The organism is Kitasatospora sp. MAA4, assembly GCF_029893355.1.
In the GTDB taxonomy this organism is placed as follows: domain Bacteria; phylum Actinomycetota; class Actinomycetes; order Streptomycetales; family Streptomycetaceae; genus Kitasatospora.
Genome location: NZ_JARZAI010000017.1, coordinates 24,267 through 41,789, shown reverse-complemented (window position 1 = coordinate 41,789; position 17,523 = coordinate 24,267). Strand labels below are relative to the sequence as shown.

At 71.7% G+C, this 17,523-nt stretch carries 17 protein-coding genes and 1 tRNA gene; 10 read left to right on the top strand and 8 right to left on the bottom strand.

The features are described 5' to 3' along the window. Positions 1 to 36: 36 nt before the first annotated feature. The 3 genes from P3T37_RS22695 to P3T37_RS22685 form a co-directional block, all read right to left on the bottom strand. On the bottom strand, positions 37 to 603 hold the full coding sequence (locus tag P3T37_RS22695; RefSeq protein ID WP_280725627.1) for a DJ-1/PfpI family protein: 567 nt from the start codon (positions 601 to 603) through the stop codon (positions 37 to 39). 171 nt (positions 604 to 774) lie between these two features. Further along, positions 775 to 848, bottom strand: a tRNA-Lys gene (locus P3T37_RS22690). A gap of 182 nt (positions 849 to 1,030) precedes the next feature. Then, entirely contained in the window at positions 1,031 to 2,167 is a 1,137-nt protein-coding gene (locus P3T37_RS22685) for a helix-turn-helix transcriptional regulator (protein ID WP_280725626.1), read from the bottom strand. A gap of 146 nt (positions 2,168 to 2,313) precedes the next feature. Between P3T37_RS22685 and P3T37_RS22680 the strand changes: the two genes are divergently transcribed. Together P3T37_RS22680 and P3T37_RS22675 are read left to right on the top strand one after the other, a co-directional pair. Next, entirely contained in the window at positions 2,314 to 2,535 is a 222-nt protein-coding gene (locus P3T37_RS22680) for a hypothetical protein (RefSeq protein ID WP_280725625.1), read from the top strand. A gap of 53 nt (positions 2,536 to 2,588) precedes the next feature. Next, positions 2,589 to 3,254: a response regulator transcription factor gene (locus tag P3T37_RS22675; protein WP_280725624.1), complete on the top strand. Its 666-nt coding sequence runs from the start codon at positions 2,589 to 2,591 to the stop codon at positions 3,252 to 3,254. Here P3T37_RS22675 and P3T37_RS22670 read toward each other — a convergent pair. The 3 genes from P3T37_RS22670 to P3T37_RS22660 form a co-directional block, all read right to left on the bottom strand. After that, entirely contained in the window at positions 3,227 to 5,308 is a 2,082-nt protein-coding gene (locus P3T37_RS22670) for an ABC transporter ATP-binding protein (RefSeq protein ID WP_280725623.1), read from the bottom strand. The genes P3T37_RS22675 and P3T37_RS22670 overlap by 28 nt on opposite strands. Then, positions 5,305 to 6,195, bottom strand: coding sequence for an ABC transporter permease (locus tag P3T37_RS22665; RefSeq protein WP_280725753.1), 891 nt, complete (start codon positions 6,193 to 6,195; stop codon positions 5,305 to 5,307). The genes P3T37_RS22670 and P3T37_RS22665 overlap by 4 nt, the downstream gene beginning before the upstream one ends. Positions 6,196 to 6,293: 98 nt before the next feature. Further along, positions 6,294 to 7,277 (bottom strand): ABC transporter permease, encoded by a 984-nt coding sequence (locus P3T37_RS22660; RefSeq protein WP_280725622.1) that lies wholly within the window; start codon positions 7,275 to 7,277, stop codon positions 6,294 to 6,296. A 365-nt stretch (positions 7,278 to 7,642) separates the two neighbouring features. Between P3T37_RS22660 and P3T37_RS22655 the strand changes: the two genes are divergently transcribed. The 4 genes from P3T37_RS22655 (at position 7,643) to P3T37_RS22640 (ending at position 13,240) form a co-directional block, all read left to right on the top strand. Beyond that, the gene (locus tag P3T37_RS22655) at positions 7,643 to 9,352 is read left to right on the top strand and encodes an ABC transporter family substrate-binding protein (protein WP_280725621.1); all 1,710 of its coding nucleotides are present in this window, start codon (positions 7,643 to 7,645) and stop codon (positions 9,350 to 9,352) included. 401 nt (positions 9,353 to 9,753) lie between these two features. Then, positions 9,754 to 10,953 carry a low temperature requirement protein A gene (locus P3T37_RS22650; protein ID WP_280725620.1) on the top strand — a complete coding sequence of 400 codons (1,200 nt, stop codon included), beginning with the start codon at positions 9,754 to 9,756 and terminating at the stop codon, positions 10,951 to 10,953. Positions 10,954 to 11,029: 76 nt separating this feature from the next. Next, positions 11,030 to 11,677 carry a pentapeptide repeat-containing protein gene (locus P3T37_RS22645; protein ID WP_280725619.1) on the top strand — a complete coding sequence of 216 codons (648 nt, stop codon included), beginning with the start codon at positions 11,030 to 11,032 and terminating at the stop codon, positions 11,675 to 11,677. A 30-nt stretch (positions 11,678 to 11,707) separates the two neighbouring features. Beyond that, entirely contained in the window at positions 11,708 to 13,240 is a 1,533-nt protein-coding gene (locus P3T37_RS22640) for an AMP-binding protein (protein ID WP_280725618.1), read from the top strand. On the opposite strand, the gene P3T37_RS22635 is transcribed toward P3T37_RS22640, so the two are convergent. Further along, positions 13,224 to 14,138 carry a LysR family transcriptional regulator gene (locus tag P3T37_RS22635; RefSeq protein WP_280725617.1) on the bottom strand — a complete coding sequence of 305 codons (915 nt, stop codon included), beginning with the start codon at positions 14,136 to 14,138 and terminating at the stop codon, positions 13,224 to 13,226. The genes P3T37_RS22640 and P3T37_RS22635 overlap by 17 nt on opposite strands. A gap of 130 nt (positions 14,139 to 14,268) precedes the next feature. On the opposite strand from P3T37_RS22635, the gene P3T37_RS22630 reads away from it, so the two are divergent. The 4 genes from P3T37_RS22630 to P3T37_RS22615 all read left to right on the top strand — a co-directional run bounded on the left by P3T37_RS22630 (position 14,269) and on the right by P3T37_RS22615 (position 16,684). Next, positions 14,269 to 15,162 (top strand): DMT family transporter, encoded by an 894-nt coding sequence (locus P3T37_RS22630; RefSeq protein WP_280725616.1) that lies wholly within the window; start codon positions 14,269 to 14,271, stop codon positions 15,160 to 15,162. Between the two features lie 50 nt (positions 15,163 to 15,212). Then, entirely contained in the window at positions 15,213 to 15,494 is a 282-nt protein-coding gene (locus tag P3T37_RS22625; protein WP_280725615.1) for a type II toxin-antitoxin system Phd/YefM family antitoxin, read from the top strand. A gap of 5 nt (positions 15,495 to 15,499) precedes the next feature. Beyond that, the gene (locus P3T37_RS22620; RefSeq protein WP_280725614.1) at positions 15,500 to 15,778 is read left to right on the top strand and encodes a type II toxin-antitoxin system RelE/ParE family toxin; all 279 of its coding nucleotides are present in this window, start codon (positions 15,500 to 15,502) and stop codon (positions 15,776 to 15,778) included. Between the two features lie 102 nt (positions 15,779 to 15,880). Next, complete coding sequence (locus P3T37_RS22615; protein ID WP_280725613.1) at positions 15,881 to 16,684, top strand: aminoglycoside 3'-phosphotransferase; 804 nt, start codon at positions 15,881 to 15,883, stop codon at positions 16,682 to 16,684. A gap of 55 nt (positions 16,685 to 16,739) precedes the next feature. On the opposite strand, the gene P3T37_RS22610 is transcribed toward P3T37_RS22615, so the two are convergent. Continuing rightward, positions 16,740 to 17,474, bottom strand: a complete 735-nt coding sequence (locus P3T37_RS22610) for a class I SAM-dependent methyltransferase (RefSeq protein ID WP_280725611.1) — start codon at positions 17,472 to 17,474, stop codon at positions 16,740 to 16,742. Positions 17,475 to 17,523: the final 49 nt, after the last annotated feature.

Genomic DNA, 17,523 nt, shown 5'->3' with positions numbered 1-17,523 from the left:
GCCCGCCTGCCCGGAATCGGGCAGACGGGGGCCGGATCAGGCGACCGGGGCCTTGGTACGCAGGATCTCGAGGAAGGCGCGCAGCCAGGCGGAGTGGTCCGGCCAGGCCCGGGCGGAGACCAGGACGCCGTCCACGACCGCTTCGCCGTCCTGGTAGGTGGCGCCGGCCGCGGTGACGTCCGGCTCCAGCGCGGGGTACGCGGCGGTCCGGCGTCCGGTCAGCACGCCGGCCGCGGCGGTGATCTGCGGGCCGTGGCAGATCTGTGCGACCGGCTTCTCGGCGGCGAAGAAGTGCTGGACGATGCGCTGCAGTTCGGCGTTGTTGCGCAGGTACTCGGGGGCCCGGCCGCCGGGGATGACCAGCGCCGCGTACGCGCTGGGGTCGACGTCCGCGAAGGCCAGGTCGGCCGGCCAGGTGTAGCCGGGCTTCTCGGTGTAGGTGTCGAAGCCCTCCTCGAAGTCGTGGACCACGAACTGGAGCTTCTTCTTCGCCGGCGCCGCGATGTCGACCTGGTAGCCCTCCTCGCGCAACCGCTGGTAGGGGTAGAGCACCTCCAGCGACTCCGCCGCGTCCCCGGTGACGAGCAGGATCTTCACAGCCATGGCCTGGCCTCGATTCTGATGCGTAGTCAACTCTGGTCACTGGCACCGGTAAACGCGGTGTCAAGGACCAACCTGACGTACCACCGGCCGCTGCGCAACGGGGCGCGCGCTGCGCCGCCCGGGAACGACTCAGGGCCTCCCCGCCGAAGCGAGAAGGCCCTGAATCCGCTGTGCGCCGCCAGGGACTCGAACCCCGGACCCGCTGATTAAGAGTCAGCTGCTCTAACCAACTGAGCTAGCGGCGCCTGCTGACCCGGAGAACATTACACGCAGATGAGGGATCCGCCGAATCGTGCCCGGGGTGCCACGGTGGGTGCCCTTTTCGGGGCCGGACGGGCAGGGTTTCTGCCCGTCCGGGCGTCCGCGCGCGCAGGTGTGAACCAGTGTGGCCGGGACCCGTAGGTCCCGGCCACGGACTGGGCTAGCGTCAACCGCAGTCGACTGTCGCCTGCCCTCGGGGTGGCTGTGCGGGGGTCGGCGTCTCGTCGCCGTCGTCGGGTTCGGTGGTGTCGAGTGGGCAGTCCGGAGTGGTCAGACCCAGGCGTTCGGCGAGTGCGCCGGCCTGGAAGCGGCTCTGGGCGCCGAGCTGTTCGAGCAGCTCGGCGATGTGGCGCCGGCAGGTTCGGGTGGACATCCCGAGCCTGCGGGCGATCACGTCGTCCTTGACGCCGTCCGCGAGGAGCGTCGCGATGGTGTGCTTGACCGCTTCGGAGACGGTGCGGGCGGCGGCCGGGCCGGTGGCGAACGGCACGGCCTGCCCCCACTCGTTGTCGAAGAGCTTGATCAGGAAGGCGACCATGGAGGGCTCGCGGATCACCAAGGCCCCGCCGGTCTCCAGCCGGGCCGGGACGAAGGCGGTCAGCCGGTCGACGATGATCATCTGACTGGGGACCTCGGCACGGGTGCGGATCTCCGCGCCGGCGGCGAGGATGACATCCGCATACGAACGAGTGGGCTGGTGGAAACGGGTGAGGTGCTGGTAGATGCTGCGCAGCCGCACTCCGCGGTTGAGCATCGCGGTGTCGCGGGCGAGCGACTCGTAGAGCGCCGCCTCCGGGTGGCCGCCGCCGGGCTGGATGGCGAGCACCTCGAGGGTGCAGTTGGCCACGGCGTCGCTCAGCGCCGCCCGGACCATGTGCATGTCCTCCAGTAGCTGGAAGGCGCCGGCGGTACGGTCGCGGCCGTCCAGGTAGAGCGGGCTCAGTGCGGACAGGTCCGCCTTGAGCGTGTCGAGCCGGGCCTGCCGGTCGCGGATCGCGGCCTCGGCGGCGCGCAGCTCCGCCTCCTCGGCTCCGAGCAGCTGGGCGGTGGCGGCCTCCGGGCTGACCGGGACCAGCCGGTCCGGGTGCTCCTCGTCCGGTCGCAGCAGGTGCAGGGCGGCCAGCGTGTCCAGGGCGTCCTGGCAGCGGGCCGGGTCCAGGCCGAGCTCGGCGGCGGCCGTGCCGACGTACGCGCGTTCCATGTGTCCGCTGCGCACGACCCAGCTGTAGAGCGACTGGGCCTGTGGGTCCAGTTGCGGAGGCGGGCCGGCGCGGTCGGCGATGCCCGATTTGGGCTGGTTCATCCATCCCTCCCCTGTGGTGCGTCACCTTTATGATCCCCGAACGCTCTGGTTCTCCGTGCACGGCCCCTGGCACCCTCTAGCTGGGAAGAGATCCCGACGCGCCTGGTCGACAGGCCGGCGCGCGAGTGACACCTGGGGATTCACGCATGAAGACAGCTCGCGCCCTCGCAGTTCTGGGTATCGGAGTTCTGGCGTTCCTGGGGGCGCAGGCGGCAGGGGAGCTGCAGGCCGCTCCGACCGGCCACGGCACCTCCGTGACGGCGAACACCAGCTGGGGCTGGCCGGTCTGCATTCCGGGCGACAAGCACGACGCGTGCCAGCGGACCAGCCCGTGGCCCGGATCCACCGTCCCCACCCACGGCGCGTAGTCGCCGCCGGCGACGTCACGGACTGACGAGAACCTCGCACGGAGGGGGCGTTCATGCAGCAGACACTCACACACGACACGGCGACCGCCACGATGACCGACACGGTGACCGTCGCCGTGCACGCGGCCGATCCGATCTCACGGGCCGGCGCGGCGCAGCAGCTGCGCGACCACCCGGGAATCTCCCTGGTGGCGGGGGGCTCGACCGAGTCCGCGACGGTGGGCGTGGTGGTCGCCGACACGGTCGACGAAACCGTGCTGACGATGCTGCGCGGGCTGTCCCGGCAGACCTCCGGGCGAGTCGTCCTGGTGGTCGGGCAGATCGGTGAGAACCGGCTGCTCGACGTGGTCGGCTGCGGGGTCGGCACGATCCTGTGGCGGCACCAGGCAAGCAGTTCCCAGCTCGCCAACGGCGTGCTGGCCGCTGCCAAGGGGCGCGGCGAGGTGCCCGCCGACCTGCTGGGCCGCCTGCTCGGCGAGGTCGCCGCGATGTCGCGGGACGGCGCCCCCGGCGGCGGCGCCGCGCGGACGGCGCTGGGCGACCGGGAGGTGGACGTGCTGCGGCTGATCGCGGACGGTCTGGAGACCGCCGAGATCGCCAGCCGGCTGTTCTTCTCCGAGCGGACCGTGAAGAACGTGCTGCACGGTCTGACCAGCCGGCTCCACCTGCGCAACCGCGCCCACGCCGTCGCCTACGCCCTGCGCGCCGGGTACCTCTGAACCGTCGGGTAGTGGCAGGCGGCCGCGTGGTCGGCGTCCGGCGCCGCGTCGAGCAGGACGGGGGAGTCCTGCTCGCAGCGGGTGCGCAGCTCGGGGGCGAGCGCCGCGTAGACCGCGCAGCGGCTGCGGAACCGGCAGCCGGCCCGGCGCTCGGTCGGGCTCGGCGGGTCGCCGGCCAACAGGACGCGCTCGCGCGCCCGTTCGGCGACCGGGTCGGGCAGCGGGACGGCGGAGAGCAGGGCCTGGGTGTACGGGTGGCGCGGCGTGTTGAAGACCGCCTCCACCGAGCCCTGCTCGACCGTGCGCCCGAGGTACATCACGCTGACCCGGTCGGCGAGGTGCCGGATCACCGACAGGTCGTGCGACACGAACAGGTAGGCCAGGCCGAGTTCGGCCTTGAGACGTTGCAGCAGGTTCAGCACCCCGGCCTGGATCGAGACGTCCAGCGCGGACACCGGCTCGTCCAGTACCAGGAGTTGCGGCTCCACCGCCAACGCCCGGGCGATGGATATGCGTTGGCGCTGGCCGCCGGAGAACTCGTGCGGGTAGCGGCTGGCGTGTGCGGGGTCCAGGCCTACCAGGCGCAGGAGTTGGGGGATCCGCAGGTCGATCTCGGGCTTCGGCGCGGCCTGCGCGCGCAGCGGTTCGGCGATCACGTCGCCGATCGGCATCCGCGGGTCGAGGCTGGCCATCGGGTCCTGGAAGACGATCTGCAACTGGGCGCGCAGCCGGTGCGCGGCGGCCCGGTCGAGGCCGGCGGTGTCCTGGCCGAGCAGCTCGATCCGGCCCGCCTCGGGCTTGGCCAGGCCCAGCACCTCGAACAGCGTGGTCGACTTGCCGGAGCCCGACTCCCCTACCAGGCCCAGGGTTTCACCGCGCCGGATGTCCAGCTCGACGCCGTCGACGGCGTACACCTCGCCGACCTTGCGCTTGAAGACGGCGCCCTTGAGTACGGGGAAGGTCCTGGTCAGGCCGGAGACCCGCAGCACCGGCTCGCGGTCCGCCCGGTCCGGCGGCAGGACGCTCGGCGGCACCTCGGGGACGGGGTAGACCTCGGACGGTGCGGGCCGTCGCTCGGCCAGCTCCTCGCTCCGCACGCAGGCGGCCAAGTGACCGTCCTCGCCCAGGAGTTCGGGCTCGCTCGTGCGGCAGCGGTCCTCGGCCAGCGGGCACCGCGGCGCGAACGGGCAGCCGCCGGGCAGCTTGGACGGCGGCGGCGGGTTGCCGGGGATCGGCACCAGCGGGCCACCCCGGGTGTCCAACCGCGGTACAGCGCCGATCAGTCCGAGCGTGTACGGGTGCCGGGGCGCGGCGAACAGCTCGTCCACGCCGGCCGTCTCCACCACCCGCCCGGCGTACATCACCGCGACCCGGTCGGCCATCTGGGCGATCACCCCGAGGTCGTGGCTGACCAGCACCAGCGCGGCGCCGGTCTCGCGCTGGGCGGTCCGCAGCACGTCCAGCACCTGCGCCTGGATGGTGACGTCCAGCGCGGTGGTGGGCTCGTCCGCGAGCAGGATGTCCGGTTCGTTGGCCACCGCCATGGCGATCATCGCGCGCTGCCGCATGCCGCCGGAGAACTCGTGCGGGAAGCTGTCGAGCGCCCGCTGGGGGTCCGGAATGCCTACCAGGTCCAGGAGTTCGGCCGCCCGGCGGCGGGCGGTTGCCTTGTCGACCTTCTGGTGGACGAGTACCGCCTCGGTGATCTGCTCGCCGATCCGATAGACCGGGGTGAAGGCGGAGAGCGGGTCCTGGAAGACCATCGCGATCCGGCTGCCGCGGATCCGGGCCAGCTCGCGGCCGGGCAGCCCGACCAGTTCGCGGCCGTCCAGCTCGACCGAGCCGCTGATCCCCGCGGTGCCCGGCAGCAGGCCGAGGACGGCCAGCGCGGTGACCGACTTGCCGGATCCCGACTCGCCGACGATGCCGAGCGTCTCGCCCCGGCGGACCGTGAGGTCGACGCCGCGCACGGCGGAGGTGGCGGCCCGGCCTCGGGCTCCGGCGAACTCGACCCGCAGGTCGCGGACGGTCAACAGCGCTGCGGGGGAGGTCATCGGGAGCCCTTGGGGGTGCGAGTGGAGCGGCTGAGGCGGGCGGCGCGGCGGGACGGCGCCCGGCCGGACTCGGCGGTCGGGTCGAGCGCGTCGCGCAGGCCGTCGCCGATCAGGTTGACGGCCAGCACGAAGAGCACCAGCAGTCCGGCCGCGAAGTAGAACATCCAGGGATAGGTGGGCGCGGCGTCCGTCCCGTCGGCGATCAGCGTGCCGAGCGAGACGTCCGGCGCCTTGACGCCGAAGCCGAAGTAGGAGAGCGCGGTCTCGCTCATCACGGCCGAGCCGACCGCGATGGTGGCGTCCACGATCAGGTACGAGGCGGCGTTCGGCAGGATGTGCCGCAGGATGATCCGCAGTGGCCGCACCCCCATGAACTGCGCGGCGCGCACGAACTCGCGCTCCTTGAGCGAGATGGTCATCGAGCGCACGACGCGTGCGGTGATCATCCAGTTGAAGGCGGCGAGCAGCACCACGAAGGCGATCCAGCCGGTGTTCTTCAGCCGGGGCGAGATGATGGTGATCACCAGGAAGCTCGGGAAGACCAGCATCAGGTCCACGAAGAAGATCAGCAGCCGGTCCGTCCAGCCGCCGAAGTACCCGGCGCAGGCGCCGACCAGGCCGGCCACCACGGTGGAGAGCAGAGCGACCAGCAGGCCGATGATCAGCGACTTCTGCAGGCCGCGCAGGGTCTGCGCGTAGACGTCCTGGCCGAGTCCGCCGGTGCCGAACCAGTGGGTGGCGGAGGGAGGTTGGCGCAGGGCGGCGTAGTCGATGTCGGTGTAGCGCCAGTGCGTCAGGTACGGTCCGACGAAGGCCAGCAGGAAGAGCAGCAGCACGATCACCGTGCCCGCCACGGCTCCCCGCGCGGCCAGCAGCCGGCCGAGCACCAGCTTGCCGCGTCCGGCCGGCGCCGCGTCGGCGGCGGTCGGCGTGGCGTTCTCGATCACTGCGTCCGCCGTGGTCACGGTGGGTCCAGCTCCCGTCATCAGTGCCGGACCCGGGGGTCCAGGGCGGCGTGCAGCGCGTCCGCGACGAAGCCGGAGGCCAGAACGACGACGGCTGCGAACAGGTTGACCGCGACCACCGCGTTGGTGTCGTTCTCGTTGATCGCGTTGATGAACCACTCGCCCATGCCGTGCCAGCCGAAGATCGTCTCGGTGAAGGTGGCGCCGGTCAGGATGCCCAGGAAGCTGTAGGCGAAGAGGGTGGACATCGGGATGACGGCGGTGCGCAGGCCGTGTTTGACCAGCGCCCGGCGCCGGGTCAGGCCCTTGGCCTCGGCGGTGCGCAGGTAGTCCGAGCCGAGCACGTCGAGCATCGTGCCGCGCTGGTAGCGGCTGTAGGTGGCCAGACCACCGAGCGCCAGTGACAGGGTCGGCAGCAGCAGGTGGACGGACCAGTCGGACAGGTGGGCGACGAAGCCGCCGGTCAGTCCGGGGGTCTCGTAGCCGGTGAAGTTGATCAGTTGGTGTCCGGAGGCCTGGTTGAGCGCGATGGCGCCGTTCTTCAGGAAGAGCGCCATCAGGAAGACCGGCGTGGACAGCACCACGAACGAGAAGATCGTCAACGCCCGGTCGGAGATCCGGTACTGGCGCACCGCGCCCCAGGCACCGGCGGCCACGCCGAGCAGCATTCCGAGCAGGCTGCCGACCAGCATCAGCCGCAGTGAGACCCAGATCCGGCGGCCGAACTCGGCGTTGATCGGGGTGTCGTGGATGCTCTGGCCGAGGTCGCCGTGCAGCACCAGGTCGCTCGACCAGTGGCCGAAGCGCTCGACGATCGGCGTGCGGTCGTTGATGCCGAGGTCGGTGAGCTGGCGGTCCACGGCGGCGGCCGAGGGGCGCGGCTGCTTGGCCTCGAAGTAGGCCCGCGGGTTGAGCGAGGCGCTGGAGAGCGCGTAGGCGAGGAAGATCGAGACGACCAGGAGCAGCAGGTAGTAGGCGAGACGCTTCGCCAGGTAGCGGAGCATCAGCGGCGCCAGAACCGGCGGGACCTGATCAACATGGCGGTTTGCCTTCGTTCGTGGGGTGTTCGAAGCAGGTTCGTGCAGCAGGGATTCTGTGGCCGGTGCGGGGGCCGGTCAAGACCCGTGCAGGGAGCCGCTTCGCAGGGTGCTGCGAAGCGGCAGGTCAGAGTCTTTCAGCGCTCTGCGGACGGGGTGTGTCCGCCGTGTTTCCGCCTGTTTCAATTCGATCAGGCGTGAACACCAACCCCTGGTGGGCGAACTGATCCGCTGTTACCTTCTGCTGGCTGGACACCGACTTGGCTGCCCACGCTCAAGCGTCGCCACACCTGGCGATCGAATCTGTCTTCGAAATCTTGGGGGAACCCTCCATGGCCGTCACCGCCCCTCGCCGCCGACTCAGCCGTTCCACGATGGCCGTCGCCGCCACCGCCCTGGTGCTGGTGGTCGCCGGCTGCAGCTCCAGCGGTTCGGGGGCGACGGCCGACGCGTCCAAGAGCGCCCAGCCGAGCCTGAACAGCACCGACATCAACCCGCAGCCGCTGTCCCAGATCAAGGACGGCGGTGAACTGCGCCTACCGCTCCAGCAGTGGATCGACCAGTGGAACCCGATCCAGGTGGACGGCACCTACGGCGACTCGGTCGAGATCATGAAGATGGTCGAGCCCGAGCTCTTCCGGGTGGACGCCACCGGCACCTTCCAGGCCGTGCCGGACTTCCTGGTCTCCGCCAAGGTGGTCTCCACCTCCCCGCAGGTGGTGCTCTACACGCTCAACCCCAAGGCCAAGTGGTCGGACGGCAAGGCGCTGAGCTACCTGGACTTCAAGGCCGAGTGGCAGGCCGCCAACGGCACCAACCCGGCCTTCAACGTCTCCTCCACCACCGGCTACGACCAGATCAGCGACGTCTCGCAGGGCGCCGACCCGACCCAGGTCAAGATCACCTTCAGCAAGCCCTTCGCCGACTGGCAGAACCTGTTCTACCCGCTGCTCCCGGCCGCCGGCATATCCACCCCGGACGCGTTCAACAAGGGCTGGATCGGGAACATCCCGATCACCGGCGGCGCCTTCAAGCTCGGCACCCAGGACAAGGCCGCGCAGACCATCACCGTCGTGCCGGACCCCAACTGGTGGGGGACCAAGCCCAAGTTGGACAAGTTCACCTACCGGGTGCTGTCCACCTCGGCGATCACCCAGGCCTTTCTGAACAACGAGATCGACGAGGCCGGCGCCGGCAACGCGGACGCCTACAGCCAGCTCAAGGCGGACGCCAACGGGGTGATCCGCTCGGCCAGCCCGTGGGACGAGGTGCACATCTCGCTCGGCTCCAACGGGCCGCTCGCCGACCTGCACGTGCGCCAGGCGATCGACAAGGCGGTCGACCGCGATGCCCTGATCAAGGTGCTGAACCAGGGTGTCCCGGTGACTTTCCCGAAGCTCGGCAACCACATCCTGATGACCAACCAGGCCGGCTACCAGGACAACTCCGGCGAGTGGGGCAAGTTCGACCTGGACGCGGCCAAGAAGCTGCTGACCGACGCGGGTTGGCAGGACGCGGGGGCCGGAAAGCCGCGCACCAAGGACGGCCAGTCACTGGAGCTGCACTTCGTCCTCTCCCAGGGCTCCTCGCAGGCCACCGCCGACATGGCCACCGCCACCCAGAACATGCTGCTCCAGGCCGGCGTCAAGCTCGACGTGGACCGGGTACCGGAGAACGACTTCTTCGAGAAGTACGTCAACGTCGGCAAGTTCGACCTGGCGACCTGGCGCAACACCGGCTCGTTCCCGCCCTCGGCGATCATCCCGTCCTACCAGGAGCCGGTCGGCGACAACGTCTTCTCCAACTACTCCAAGCTGAGCACCCCGGAGATCGACGGTCTGCTCAAGCAGGCCGCCGCCACCCTGGACCCGGCCGCCGCGGCGAAGCTCTACAACCAGGCGGACGCCGAAATCTGGGCGCTGGGCCACACCATCGAGCTCTACCAGCGCCCGACCGTCGCCGCGTTCCGCAAGGGCCTGGCCAACTACGGCGCGACCGGGCTCGCGGACACCGACTACACCGCGGTGGGGTGGCAGAAGTGAGCCCCCGTCGCGTCGGTAAGCGGGCAGGCTGAAGCGCTGCCGGGCAGCGCGGTGATCACGAGGCCGGTGCGGCAGCGGGACGGAGGCGTCGCCCCCGTCCGTGCCGCGTCGGCCTTGACCTTCCGCGTTGCCCGCAGGACGCCCTTCGTGCCGTTCCACTGACGAGGAATGTAGCGGGGTGGTCGGGACGTTCGCGCACCCCGGCGCGGGGCGCGCCCGGTGGCGGGCGAGCTGTCACCCGGTTCGCGCACTGCGCCGTCAACTCTCCTTGACGGGCTCGCCCGTTCGGCGAGGTCGTGCCGTCGTTCGGCGCAGCCGTGCCGTCGCGGTGCGTGCGCCCGCCGGTCCGGGGTGCCACGATCGCCGGGAGCCGCTCGTCCGACGTCCCGAGAGAGCCCCCGATGACCGCAGGACCCACCCCCGCCGCGCTCGCGCCGCGGGACCCGGTGGTGCGCCGCATGGTGCGCCGCAGCCGGGACGAGGCGCACCGCGCGTCCACCCCGCTGGAACTCTTCTTCGACCTCTGCTTCGTGGTCGCGGTCGGCCAGGCCGGCCGGCAGCTGGCGACGGCGCTCGGCGAGGGGCACCTGCGGGTGGCGCTGGTCGGCTACCTCTTCGCGTTCTTCGCAGTCTGGTGGGCCTGGATGAACTTCACCTGGTTCGCCTCGGCGTACGACTGCGACGACGTCCCCTACCGGGTCACCACGCTGGTGCAGATCACCGGCGTGCTGATCCTGGCGGCGGGCATCCCGCGGCTCTTCACGGACGGCAGCAACGCGCTGGCGGTGACCGGCTACGTGGTGATGCGCCTGGCCATGGTGACCCAGTGGCTGCGGGCCGCGCAGGGCGAGAGCGGCGCCGCCCGCTCGATGGCCCGGCGCTACGCGGCCGGGATCACCCTGGTGCAGGTCGGCTGGGTGCTGATGCTGCTGCTGCCGTCCTCGGTGGCCCCCTACGTCGTCCCGGTGGGCGTGCTGGTCGAGTTGTCGGTGCCCGCGCTGGCCGAGCGCAGGGTGCAGACCAGCTGGCATCCGGCGCACATCTCGGAGCGCTACGGCCTGTTCACCCTGATCGTGCTCGGCGAGACCGTCTCGGCGGCCACCATCGCCACCCAGTCGGCGATCGACGAGCACGAGGCGCTGGGCAGGCTGGTGCCGATCGCGGTGGGCGGCCTGCTGCTCTGCTTCTCCGCGTGGTGGATCTACTTCGCCCGCCCGGTGCACGCGCACCTGCGCTCCAATCGGCAGGCCTTCCTCTGGGGTTACGGCCACTATCTGATCTTCGGATCGGCGGCGGCGATCGGCGCGGGGCTGGAGGTCGCCGTCGAGTACGCGGTCGGCGCCGCGCACATCTCGCAGGCCGCCGCGACGGCCGCGGTGACCGTGCCGGCGGCGCTCTACCTGTTCACCGTCTGGGCGCTGCACTCCCGGCACACCAAGACCGGCGCCGCCCAGTGGGTGCTGCCGGTCGCCTCGCTGGCGGTGCTGGCCTGCACGGCGGCGGGGGCGGCGGGGGTGCTGGCCACCGGGCTGGTCGGCGCCGCCGTGGTGGCCGTCGGGGTCTGGCTGCACAGCCGGGGGCCGGTGGCGGCGCAGGGCTGACCTGTCGGTCCCGCGTGCGACGATCGCGGGACCGCACCCGCGCCCGCATCCTGCACCACGATCGAGGTCCTCTGTTATGGCCCAGCAGCTCGCCGACCTGCCGTACGCCCACCTGCTCCAGCCGCACGCCGGCCCGCTGCGCCGCGACGCCCGCTACGACACCGCGCACTTCGAGGGCGTGGCCTACGAGGGCGTCGAGGCCGGCGGGGCGACCTTCATGGAGTGCGCGTTCACCGGCGTCTCGCTCACCGAGGCGCGGCTGCGCAAGGCGCGCTTCAACGAGGTCTGGGTGGACGCCTGCCGCTGGGTGGCCACCGACCTCGCCGAGACCGAGTGGCAGGACGCCACCGTGCAGGCCGGACTACTGGCCGGGATCTCCGCGTACGGCTCCCAGCTGCGGCGGCTGACGATCCGTCAGTGCAAGCTGGAGGCGGTCAACCTGCGGTCCGCCGTGCTGCGCGACGTGGTCTTCGAGGACTGCCAGCTGCGGGACGTCGACTTCGGCGGCGCGAAGCTCACCGACGTCTCGTTTCCCGGCAGTTCGCTGGAGGAGGTGCGGTTCGGCGGTGCCACCCTGAAGAAGGTGGACCTGCGCGGCGCCACCCGGCTCGGCCTGCCCGACGGCCACGAGGGGCTGCGCGGCGCGGTCATCTCCTCGCTCCAGCTGCTGGAGCTGGCACCGCAGTTCGCGCAGGCGCTGGGCGTCCAGGTGAAGGACGCCTGAAAGGGCCCTGGTCGGGGAAGAGATGCGGGTGTGACGGAGGCACTGGGCAGTCGGTACGAGACGGCGAACGCGTCGGCGACCCTCACCGGGCTCGTCCTGGCGGGGTTGGCGAACAACCCCGGGCGGGTCGCGATCCGGTGCGAGGGAGCCGACCTGACTGCGCGTCAGGTACTCGAGGACGTCCATCGCACCGCCCGTGCGCTGCTGGAGACCGGGCTCGGCAGGGGCGACGGGGTGACCGTCCTGGCCGGGAACCGGCCGGAGACCGTGGTGGTCCGGCTCGCCGCCAACCTGATCGGCTGCCGGATCGCGATGCTCTACGCCGACCGGCCGGTGGCCGACCAGCTGGCGACGGCGCTGGACGCGCGGACCACCGCGTTCGTCTTCGATCCGCAGCGGTTCGGTCCGGCGGCGGCGCGCATCGCCGCAGGGATGCCGGAGGCCCTGTTGCTGGCCCTCGGCCCGACCGGCCTGGGCGAGGACCTGCTGCGGCTCGCGGCGCCGCACTCCCCGCGTCCGGTGGCGCCGCGCTTCCGGCCCGAGGACGTGATGGCCATCCGGTTCACCGGCGGCTCGACCGGGCGGCCCAAGGGCATTCAGCGCTACTTCGCCCGCCCGACCAGGCCCCCACTGGAGGACGCGGGCACCTTCCTGCTCTGCACGGCGCTCTGCCACGGCGGCGGGACGACGGCCGACCTGGCGCTCGCCGCCGGCGGCACCGTCGTCCTCCAGGAGGGCTTCGACGCGGCGGCCGTCCTGGCGGCTGTCGAACGGGACCGGGTCACCCGGGTCTACCTGCCGCCGCACCTGCTCCACCAGGTGCTGGACCACCCGGATCTCGACCGCACCGACACCGGCAGCCTGCGGCGCGTCAGCTACACCGGCTGCCTGCCCTCGCCCGAGCGCCTCGCCGAGGCCACCCGCCGCCTGGGGCCGGTACTCCACCAGACGTACAGCCTCACCGAGGCCGGCCCGGTCACCCGCCTCCACCCGCAGGAGCACCTCGATCCGCGCCTGCTGACCACGGCCGGACGCCCGTTCCCCGACAGTGGGGTCCGCATCCTGGACGACCGCGGCCGGGACCTCGGCCCCGGCCGGACGGGGGAGATCTGGGTGCGGACCCCGACCATGATGTCGGGTTACTGGCGCAACCCGGAGCTCACCGCGCAGGTCCTGCACGACGGTTGGCTGCGCACCGGTGACCTCGGCCGCCTCGACGCGGCGGGCTACCTCATCGTGGAGGGCCGCCGGGGCGCGATGGCCATCGTCAACGCCCGCAACGTGTTCCCGCGCGACGTCGAGGGGCCGCTGCTGACCCACCCGGCGGTGCGCGAGGCCGTGATGTTCTCCACCGTCGACCGCGACCGGCAGGAGAGCGTGCACGCCGCCGTCACCACCGTCCCGGGCGTCGCGGTCACCGCCGAGCAGCTGCGCCGCTGGGTCCGGGAGCTCAACGGCCCGCACAGCGAACCCCGTTCGGTCCTGCTGCTGCCCCGGATACCGATCACCGAGGCGGGCAAGCCCGACCTGGCGGCGCTGCGCACGCTCACGTCGACGCGCTGACCGTGCCCTCGGCGGCCGCGCTGCGCAGCGCGTCGAGCAGGCCGTCCAGCGCGGGCGGGGCTGCCGCGGACTCCCGCACGGCGGCGTAGATCGCCCGGACCGGCTCCGGGTTGCGGACCCTGCGGACGACCACGCCGGGATGCCGGCCGCCGAGGCCCAGCCCCGGCACCAGGCTGACGCCGAGCCCGGCCGCGACGAAGCCCTGCGCGGTGGCGTAGTCCTCGCCCTCCACCACGACGTCGGGACTGAAGCCGGCCGCGCCGCAGGCGTCGAGCACGGCGTCCAGGCAGGGCCCCGAGCGCTCGCTGCCGACCCACGGCTCGTCGGCGAGCTCGGCGAGGTCGAGTACCCGCTTGGCGGCGAGCCGGTGCCCGCGCGGCAGTACGGCGCGGTACCCGTCGTCGAGCAGGTGGACGAAGCGGATGCCGTCGACGGGTGGCCGCTCCCGGGTCCGCACCACGAGGGCCAGGTCGGCCCGGCCGCTGCGCACCTCCGGGACTGCCTCCTCGGCCTCGGCCACCTTCAACTCAACCTGCACGCCCGGGTGTTGGCGGCGCAGTTCGGCCACGGCGGGAGCCATCAGGGCGGCCCCCGCCGTGCCGAAGTACTGTACGGCGAGCCGCCCGGTCCGCCCGGCCCGCAGGTCGGCCAGCGCCGTCTCCGCCTCGGCCAGCTGCCTGCCGATGACGGCCGCGTACTCGGTGAGCAGCGTGCCCGCCTCCGTCGGCCGCACGCCCCGCCCGGTGCGCTCCAGCAGCGCGATGCCGGCCTCCTTCTCCAGCGCCGCCATCTGCTGGCTGACGGCGGACGGCGTGTACCCGAGATTCCGTGCCGCCGCGGTGACCGACCCGCTGGTGACCACCGCCCGCAGCAGCTGCATACGACGCACATCAAGCATGTAGGCCAGCTTAATGCTGGGTGCAGATCTTTTCGCTTGTCTTACGTTATCCATCGGCGCAGTGTTGCCCCGGAGACCACTCGACGGGAGATCAACAGTGCCCAGCGGCCAGGCCGGAACCCTCGCACGGATGGGCGTCCTCGCCCTGCTCTGGGGGTCCGGCTTCCTGTGGATCAAGATCGCGCTGAGCGGCGGCCTGTCCCCGCTCGACCTCACCGTGATCCGCTGCGCCCTCGGCGCGGCCGTCCTGCTGACCCTGGCCCGCATCGGCGGCCAGCGCCTGCCGTGGGACCGCAGCACGTGGGGGCACCTCGTGGTGGCCGCCCTCTTCTGCAACGTCCTGCCGTTCCTGCTGTCGGGCATCGGCGAGCAGAGCGTCGACTCCGGGGTGGCCGGCGTCGTCAACGCCACCACGCCGCTGTGGTCGCTGGCCATCGGCCTCGCGCTGCGCACCGAGCGCGGACTCCGGCCGCGCCGGGTGGCCGGCCTGCTGCTCGGCTTCGCCGGCACGCTGCTGATCTTCGCCCCCTGGCAGCACTCCGGCCTGACCGGCCGGGGCGCGGCGGCCCTGCTGGGCGCGGCCCTCAGCTACGCCGTCGCCTTCGCCTACATGGCCCGCCACCTGCTCGGCCGGGGCGCCGGCCCGCTCGCCCTCTCGGCAGCCCAACTCCTCGCCGCGACGGGCCTGACCACACTCGCCCTGCCCGCCGGCCACCCCCCGTCGGCTGGACCCACCCTCACCGCGCTGATCGCCGCCGCCGTCCTGGGCGTCTTCTGCACGGGCATCACCTTCCACCTCAACTCCCGTCTCATCGCCGACGAGGGCCCGACCGCCGCCGCCACCGTCGGTTACCTGCTCCCGGTGGTCTCGGTGGCGCTGGGAGCCGCTGTCCTGCACGAACGCATCGGCCTGCGCGTCCTGGCGGGCATGGCCGTCGTCCTCACCGGCGTAGCCCTGACCCGCCACGGGACGGCGCGTACCGCAGACGCTACGGCCAGGAGGACGTGCTGCCAGCGCCGGTGAGACGAGGATCCGGGTGCCCCGTTCAGATGTACATCTGCTACATTTGTTGCATGAGTGAGCCAGTGATCGAATCCATGGCCGAGGTTCGCAGCCACTTGGCCGACGTTCTCGACCGGGCCCGTCGCGATGAAACTCCGACCATCATCACTCGGCGCGGCAAGCAGGAGGCCGTAGTGATCGACATCCTTGAGTACCGGCGGCTGAGTCGGCTTGCGGAACAGGCCGAGGAGTCCTGGCTGAACCAGTTGGCCGACGAGGCGGACTCCGAGGGGACCGAGGGTTCAGTCTCGCTCGAAGAGATGGCCGCCATGCTGCGCGCCCACCACGCCTGATCTCCATGGGCTACGTGACGCGGTTTACCCCGCACGCCCAACGGGACATGCTCAAGATCCCACGCCCTGACGCTCTGCGGATCCTCCATCGCCTTGCCGAACTCCAGAAGGGGTTGGACGAGGGCGATACAACGGCCTTCGATATCAAGGCTCTTCAGGGGCACAGCTCGCGTTGGCGACTCAGGGTCGGCGACTACCGAGTCGTGTACACGATCGAGGACGGCCGACTGATCGTGTGGGTCATGGCCGCCGGAAACCGTCGCGACGTCTACCGAGGCAGGTAGCCGCTCCGTCGCTGCTGCCGACGCAGACGTCGGCGGGGTCGACTTCTGCCGCAACCCGATAAGGGCTGGCCGACCACCGCCAGGCGCGGCGAGAATGACCGAATGACAGCTGCCACACCTGAGGGACCGGTCGAAGTGCCGGAGGTCGTCACCGAGTTGGCAGCGGGACGGCCGTTGCGGGCCGTGTGGGAGAACGGCGTCGGTGGTCTGACTTTCCAGCTCGGCCGTGGGAATGCACGGCAGTTCGTGAAGTGGACGCCGGTCGGCAGCGGTATCGACCTCTCGGCCGAGGTCGTGCGCCTGCGCTGGGCGGCGGAGTTCACCGTGGTGCCGCGCGTGCTGGCCGAGGGCGCGGACGCGACGGGGTCGTGGATCGTCACGGCCGGCCTGCCCGGACGGATGGCGGTGGACGACCACTGGAAGCGCGACCCTGCCACGGCCGTACGCGCGATCGGCGCCGGCCTGCGCGCGCTGCACGAGCAACTCCCCGTCGCCCACTGCCCGTTCGACTGGTCGGCCGGGCGACGCCTGGAGGCGGTGCGGTCGCGCGCGGCGGCGGGCCGGATTGATCCGGCCCAGTGGCACGAGGACATCCGGTACGTCGGTACCGTCGAACGCGCACTCGACCTGGTCGCCGAACTCCCGCCGGTCGACCGCCTCGTCGTCTGCCACGGCGACGCCTGCGCCCCCAACACCCTGATCACCGACGACGGTTCGTGCAGTGGCCACGTCGACCTCGGCGCGCTCGGCGTCGCCGACCGCTGGGCCGACCTCGCCATCGCCACCTGGAGCACGCGGTGGAACTACGGCCCCGGGTGGGAGGAGCCGTTGCTCGACGCCTACGGGATCGAGGCCGACCCGGACCGGATCAGGTACTACCGCCTGCTGTGGGACCTGTCGGACTGAGCCCGCGGCAAGCCCAGCCGGGGCCCGCTGGCTCACACCGCGCTGCGCCGCTCGGTCAGGACGTCCGGCGCAGCACCAGCGTGACGAAACCCCAGCTCTCCCGGTACGCGTGCAGCCATTCGGAGTACCGGGTGTGGGCCGTCTCCCGTACCTGGGCACTGTCCGGGTCGGCGGGGTGGTCCAGCGCCCAGGACGCCAACGTGCCCCAGCAGGCCCACTCGTAGGCGTCCAGCTCCTGGCGCGTGCTGACGTGTCCGTCGACGGGGATCCAACCCTCGGCGACGACCCGGTCCACGGTGGTGGCGAGGTCGGCGAAGTCCCCGAGCATCTCGACGGCCGCGGGGGAGGGTTCGCGCTCCCAGAAGCCGTCGCCGATCAGCACGCGCCCGCCGGGCGCGAGGTGCTTGCGCGCTGCGGCGAGGGTGGGGAGCAGCCCGCCGAAGGCGTGCGTGGCCGCGACGCTGAGCACCAGGTCGAACGGCTGCGGCGAGCTGAATTCGGCAGCCTCCCGCTGGTGCAGGACCAGCCGGTCCTGAAGCCCCAGCCGCTCCGCCCCCTCGCGCGCCTGCGCGAGGGCGTCCTCCGAGACGTCGACTCCCTCGGCATGCACCCGCGGACGGCTGTCCAGCGCCCGCAGCAGCCACTCCCCACCCCCGCACCCGAGATCGAGCACCCGCTCATCGCCGCGCGGGAGGGCGCGGTCGAGCAGTCGGCGCACCGAGTCGTCGTCCAATGGGGCCTTGATCGGGTGTTCGGCATGGGCGATCCGGGAGATCTGTTCACGATTCATCGCCGCAGCGTGGCAGGGAGGCGAGTTGAGCGCATCCCGTTTTCGCCCG

Excerpts from the sequence above, each read along its gene's own strand:
- P3T37_RS22695 (WP_280725627.1), bottom strand. The coding sequence starts at position 603 with ATGGCTGTGAAGATCCTGCTCGTCACCGGGGACGCGGCGGAGTCGCTG.
- P3T37_RS22685 (WP_280725626.1), bottom strand. The coding sequence starts at position 2,167 with ATGAACCAGCCCAAATCGGGCATCGCCGACCGCGCCGGCCCGCCTCCG.
- P3T37_RS22680 (WP_280725625.1), top strand. The coding sequence starts at position 2,314 with ATGAAGACAGCTCGCGCCCTCGCAGTTCTGGGTATCGGAGTTCTGGCG.
- P3T37_RS22675 (WP_280725624.1), top strand. The coding sequence starts at position 2,589 with ATGCAGCAGACACTCACACACGACACGGCGACCGCCACGATGACCGAC.
- P3T37_RS22670 (WP_280725623.1), bottom strand. The coding sequence starts at position 5,308 with ATGACCTCCCCCGCAGCGCTGTTGACCGTCCGCGACCTGCGGGTCGAG.
- P3T37_RS22660 (WP_280725622.1), bottom strand. The coding sequence starts at position 7,277 with ATGCTCCGCTACCTGGCGAAGCGTCTCGCCTACTACCTGCTGCTCCTG.
- P3T37_RS22655 (WP_280725621.1), top strand. The coding sequence starts at position 7,643 with ATGGCCGTCACCGCCCCTCGCCGCCGACTCAGCCGTTCCACGATGGCC.
- P3T37_RS22650 (WP_280725620.1), top strand. The coding sequence starts at position 9,754 with ATGACCGCAGGACCCACCCCCGCCGCGCTCGCGCCGCGGGACCCGGTG.
- P3T37_RS22645 (WP_280725619.1), top strand. The coding sequence starts at position 11,030 with ATGGCCCAGCAGCTCGCCGACCTGCCGTACGCCCACCTGCTCCAGCCG.
- P3T37_RS22635 (WP_280725617.1), bottom strand. The coding sequence starts at position 14,138 with ATGCTTGATGTGCGTCGTATGCAGCTGCTGCGGGCGGTGGTCACCAGC.
- P3T37_RS22630 (WP_280725616.1), top strand. The coding sequence starts at position 14,269 with ATGGGCGTCCTCGCCCTGCTCTGGGGGTCCGGCTTCCTGTGGATCAAG.
- P3T37_RS22625 (WP_280725615.1), top strand. The coding sequence starts at position 15,213 with ATGAGTGAGCCAGTGATCGAATCCATGGCCGAGGTTCGCAGCCACTTG.
- P3T37_RS22620 (WP_280725614.1), top strand. The coding sequence starts at position 15,500 with ATGGGCTACGTGACGCGGTTTACCCCGCACGCCCAACGGGACATGCTC.
- P3T37_RS22615 (WP_280725613.1), top strand. The coding sequence starts at position 15,881 with ATGACAGCTGCCACACCTGAGGGACCGGTCGAAGTGCCGGAGGTCGTC.
- P3T37_RS22610 (WP_280725611.1), bottom strand. The coding sequence starts at position 17,474 with ATGAATCGTGAACAGATCTCCCGGATCGCCCATGCCGAACACCCGATC.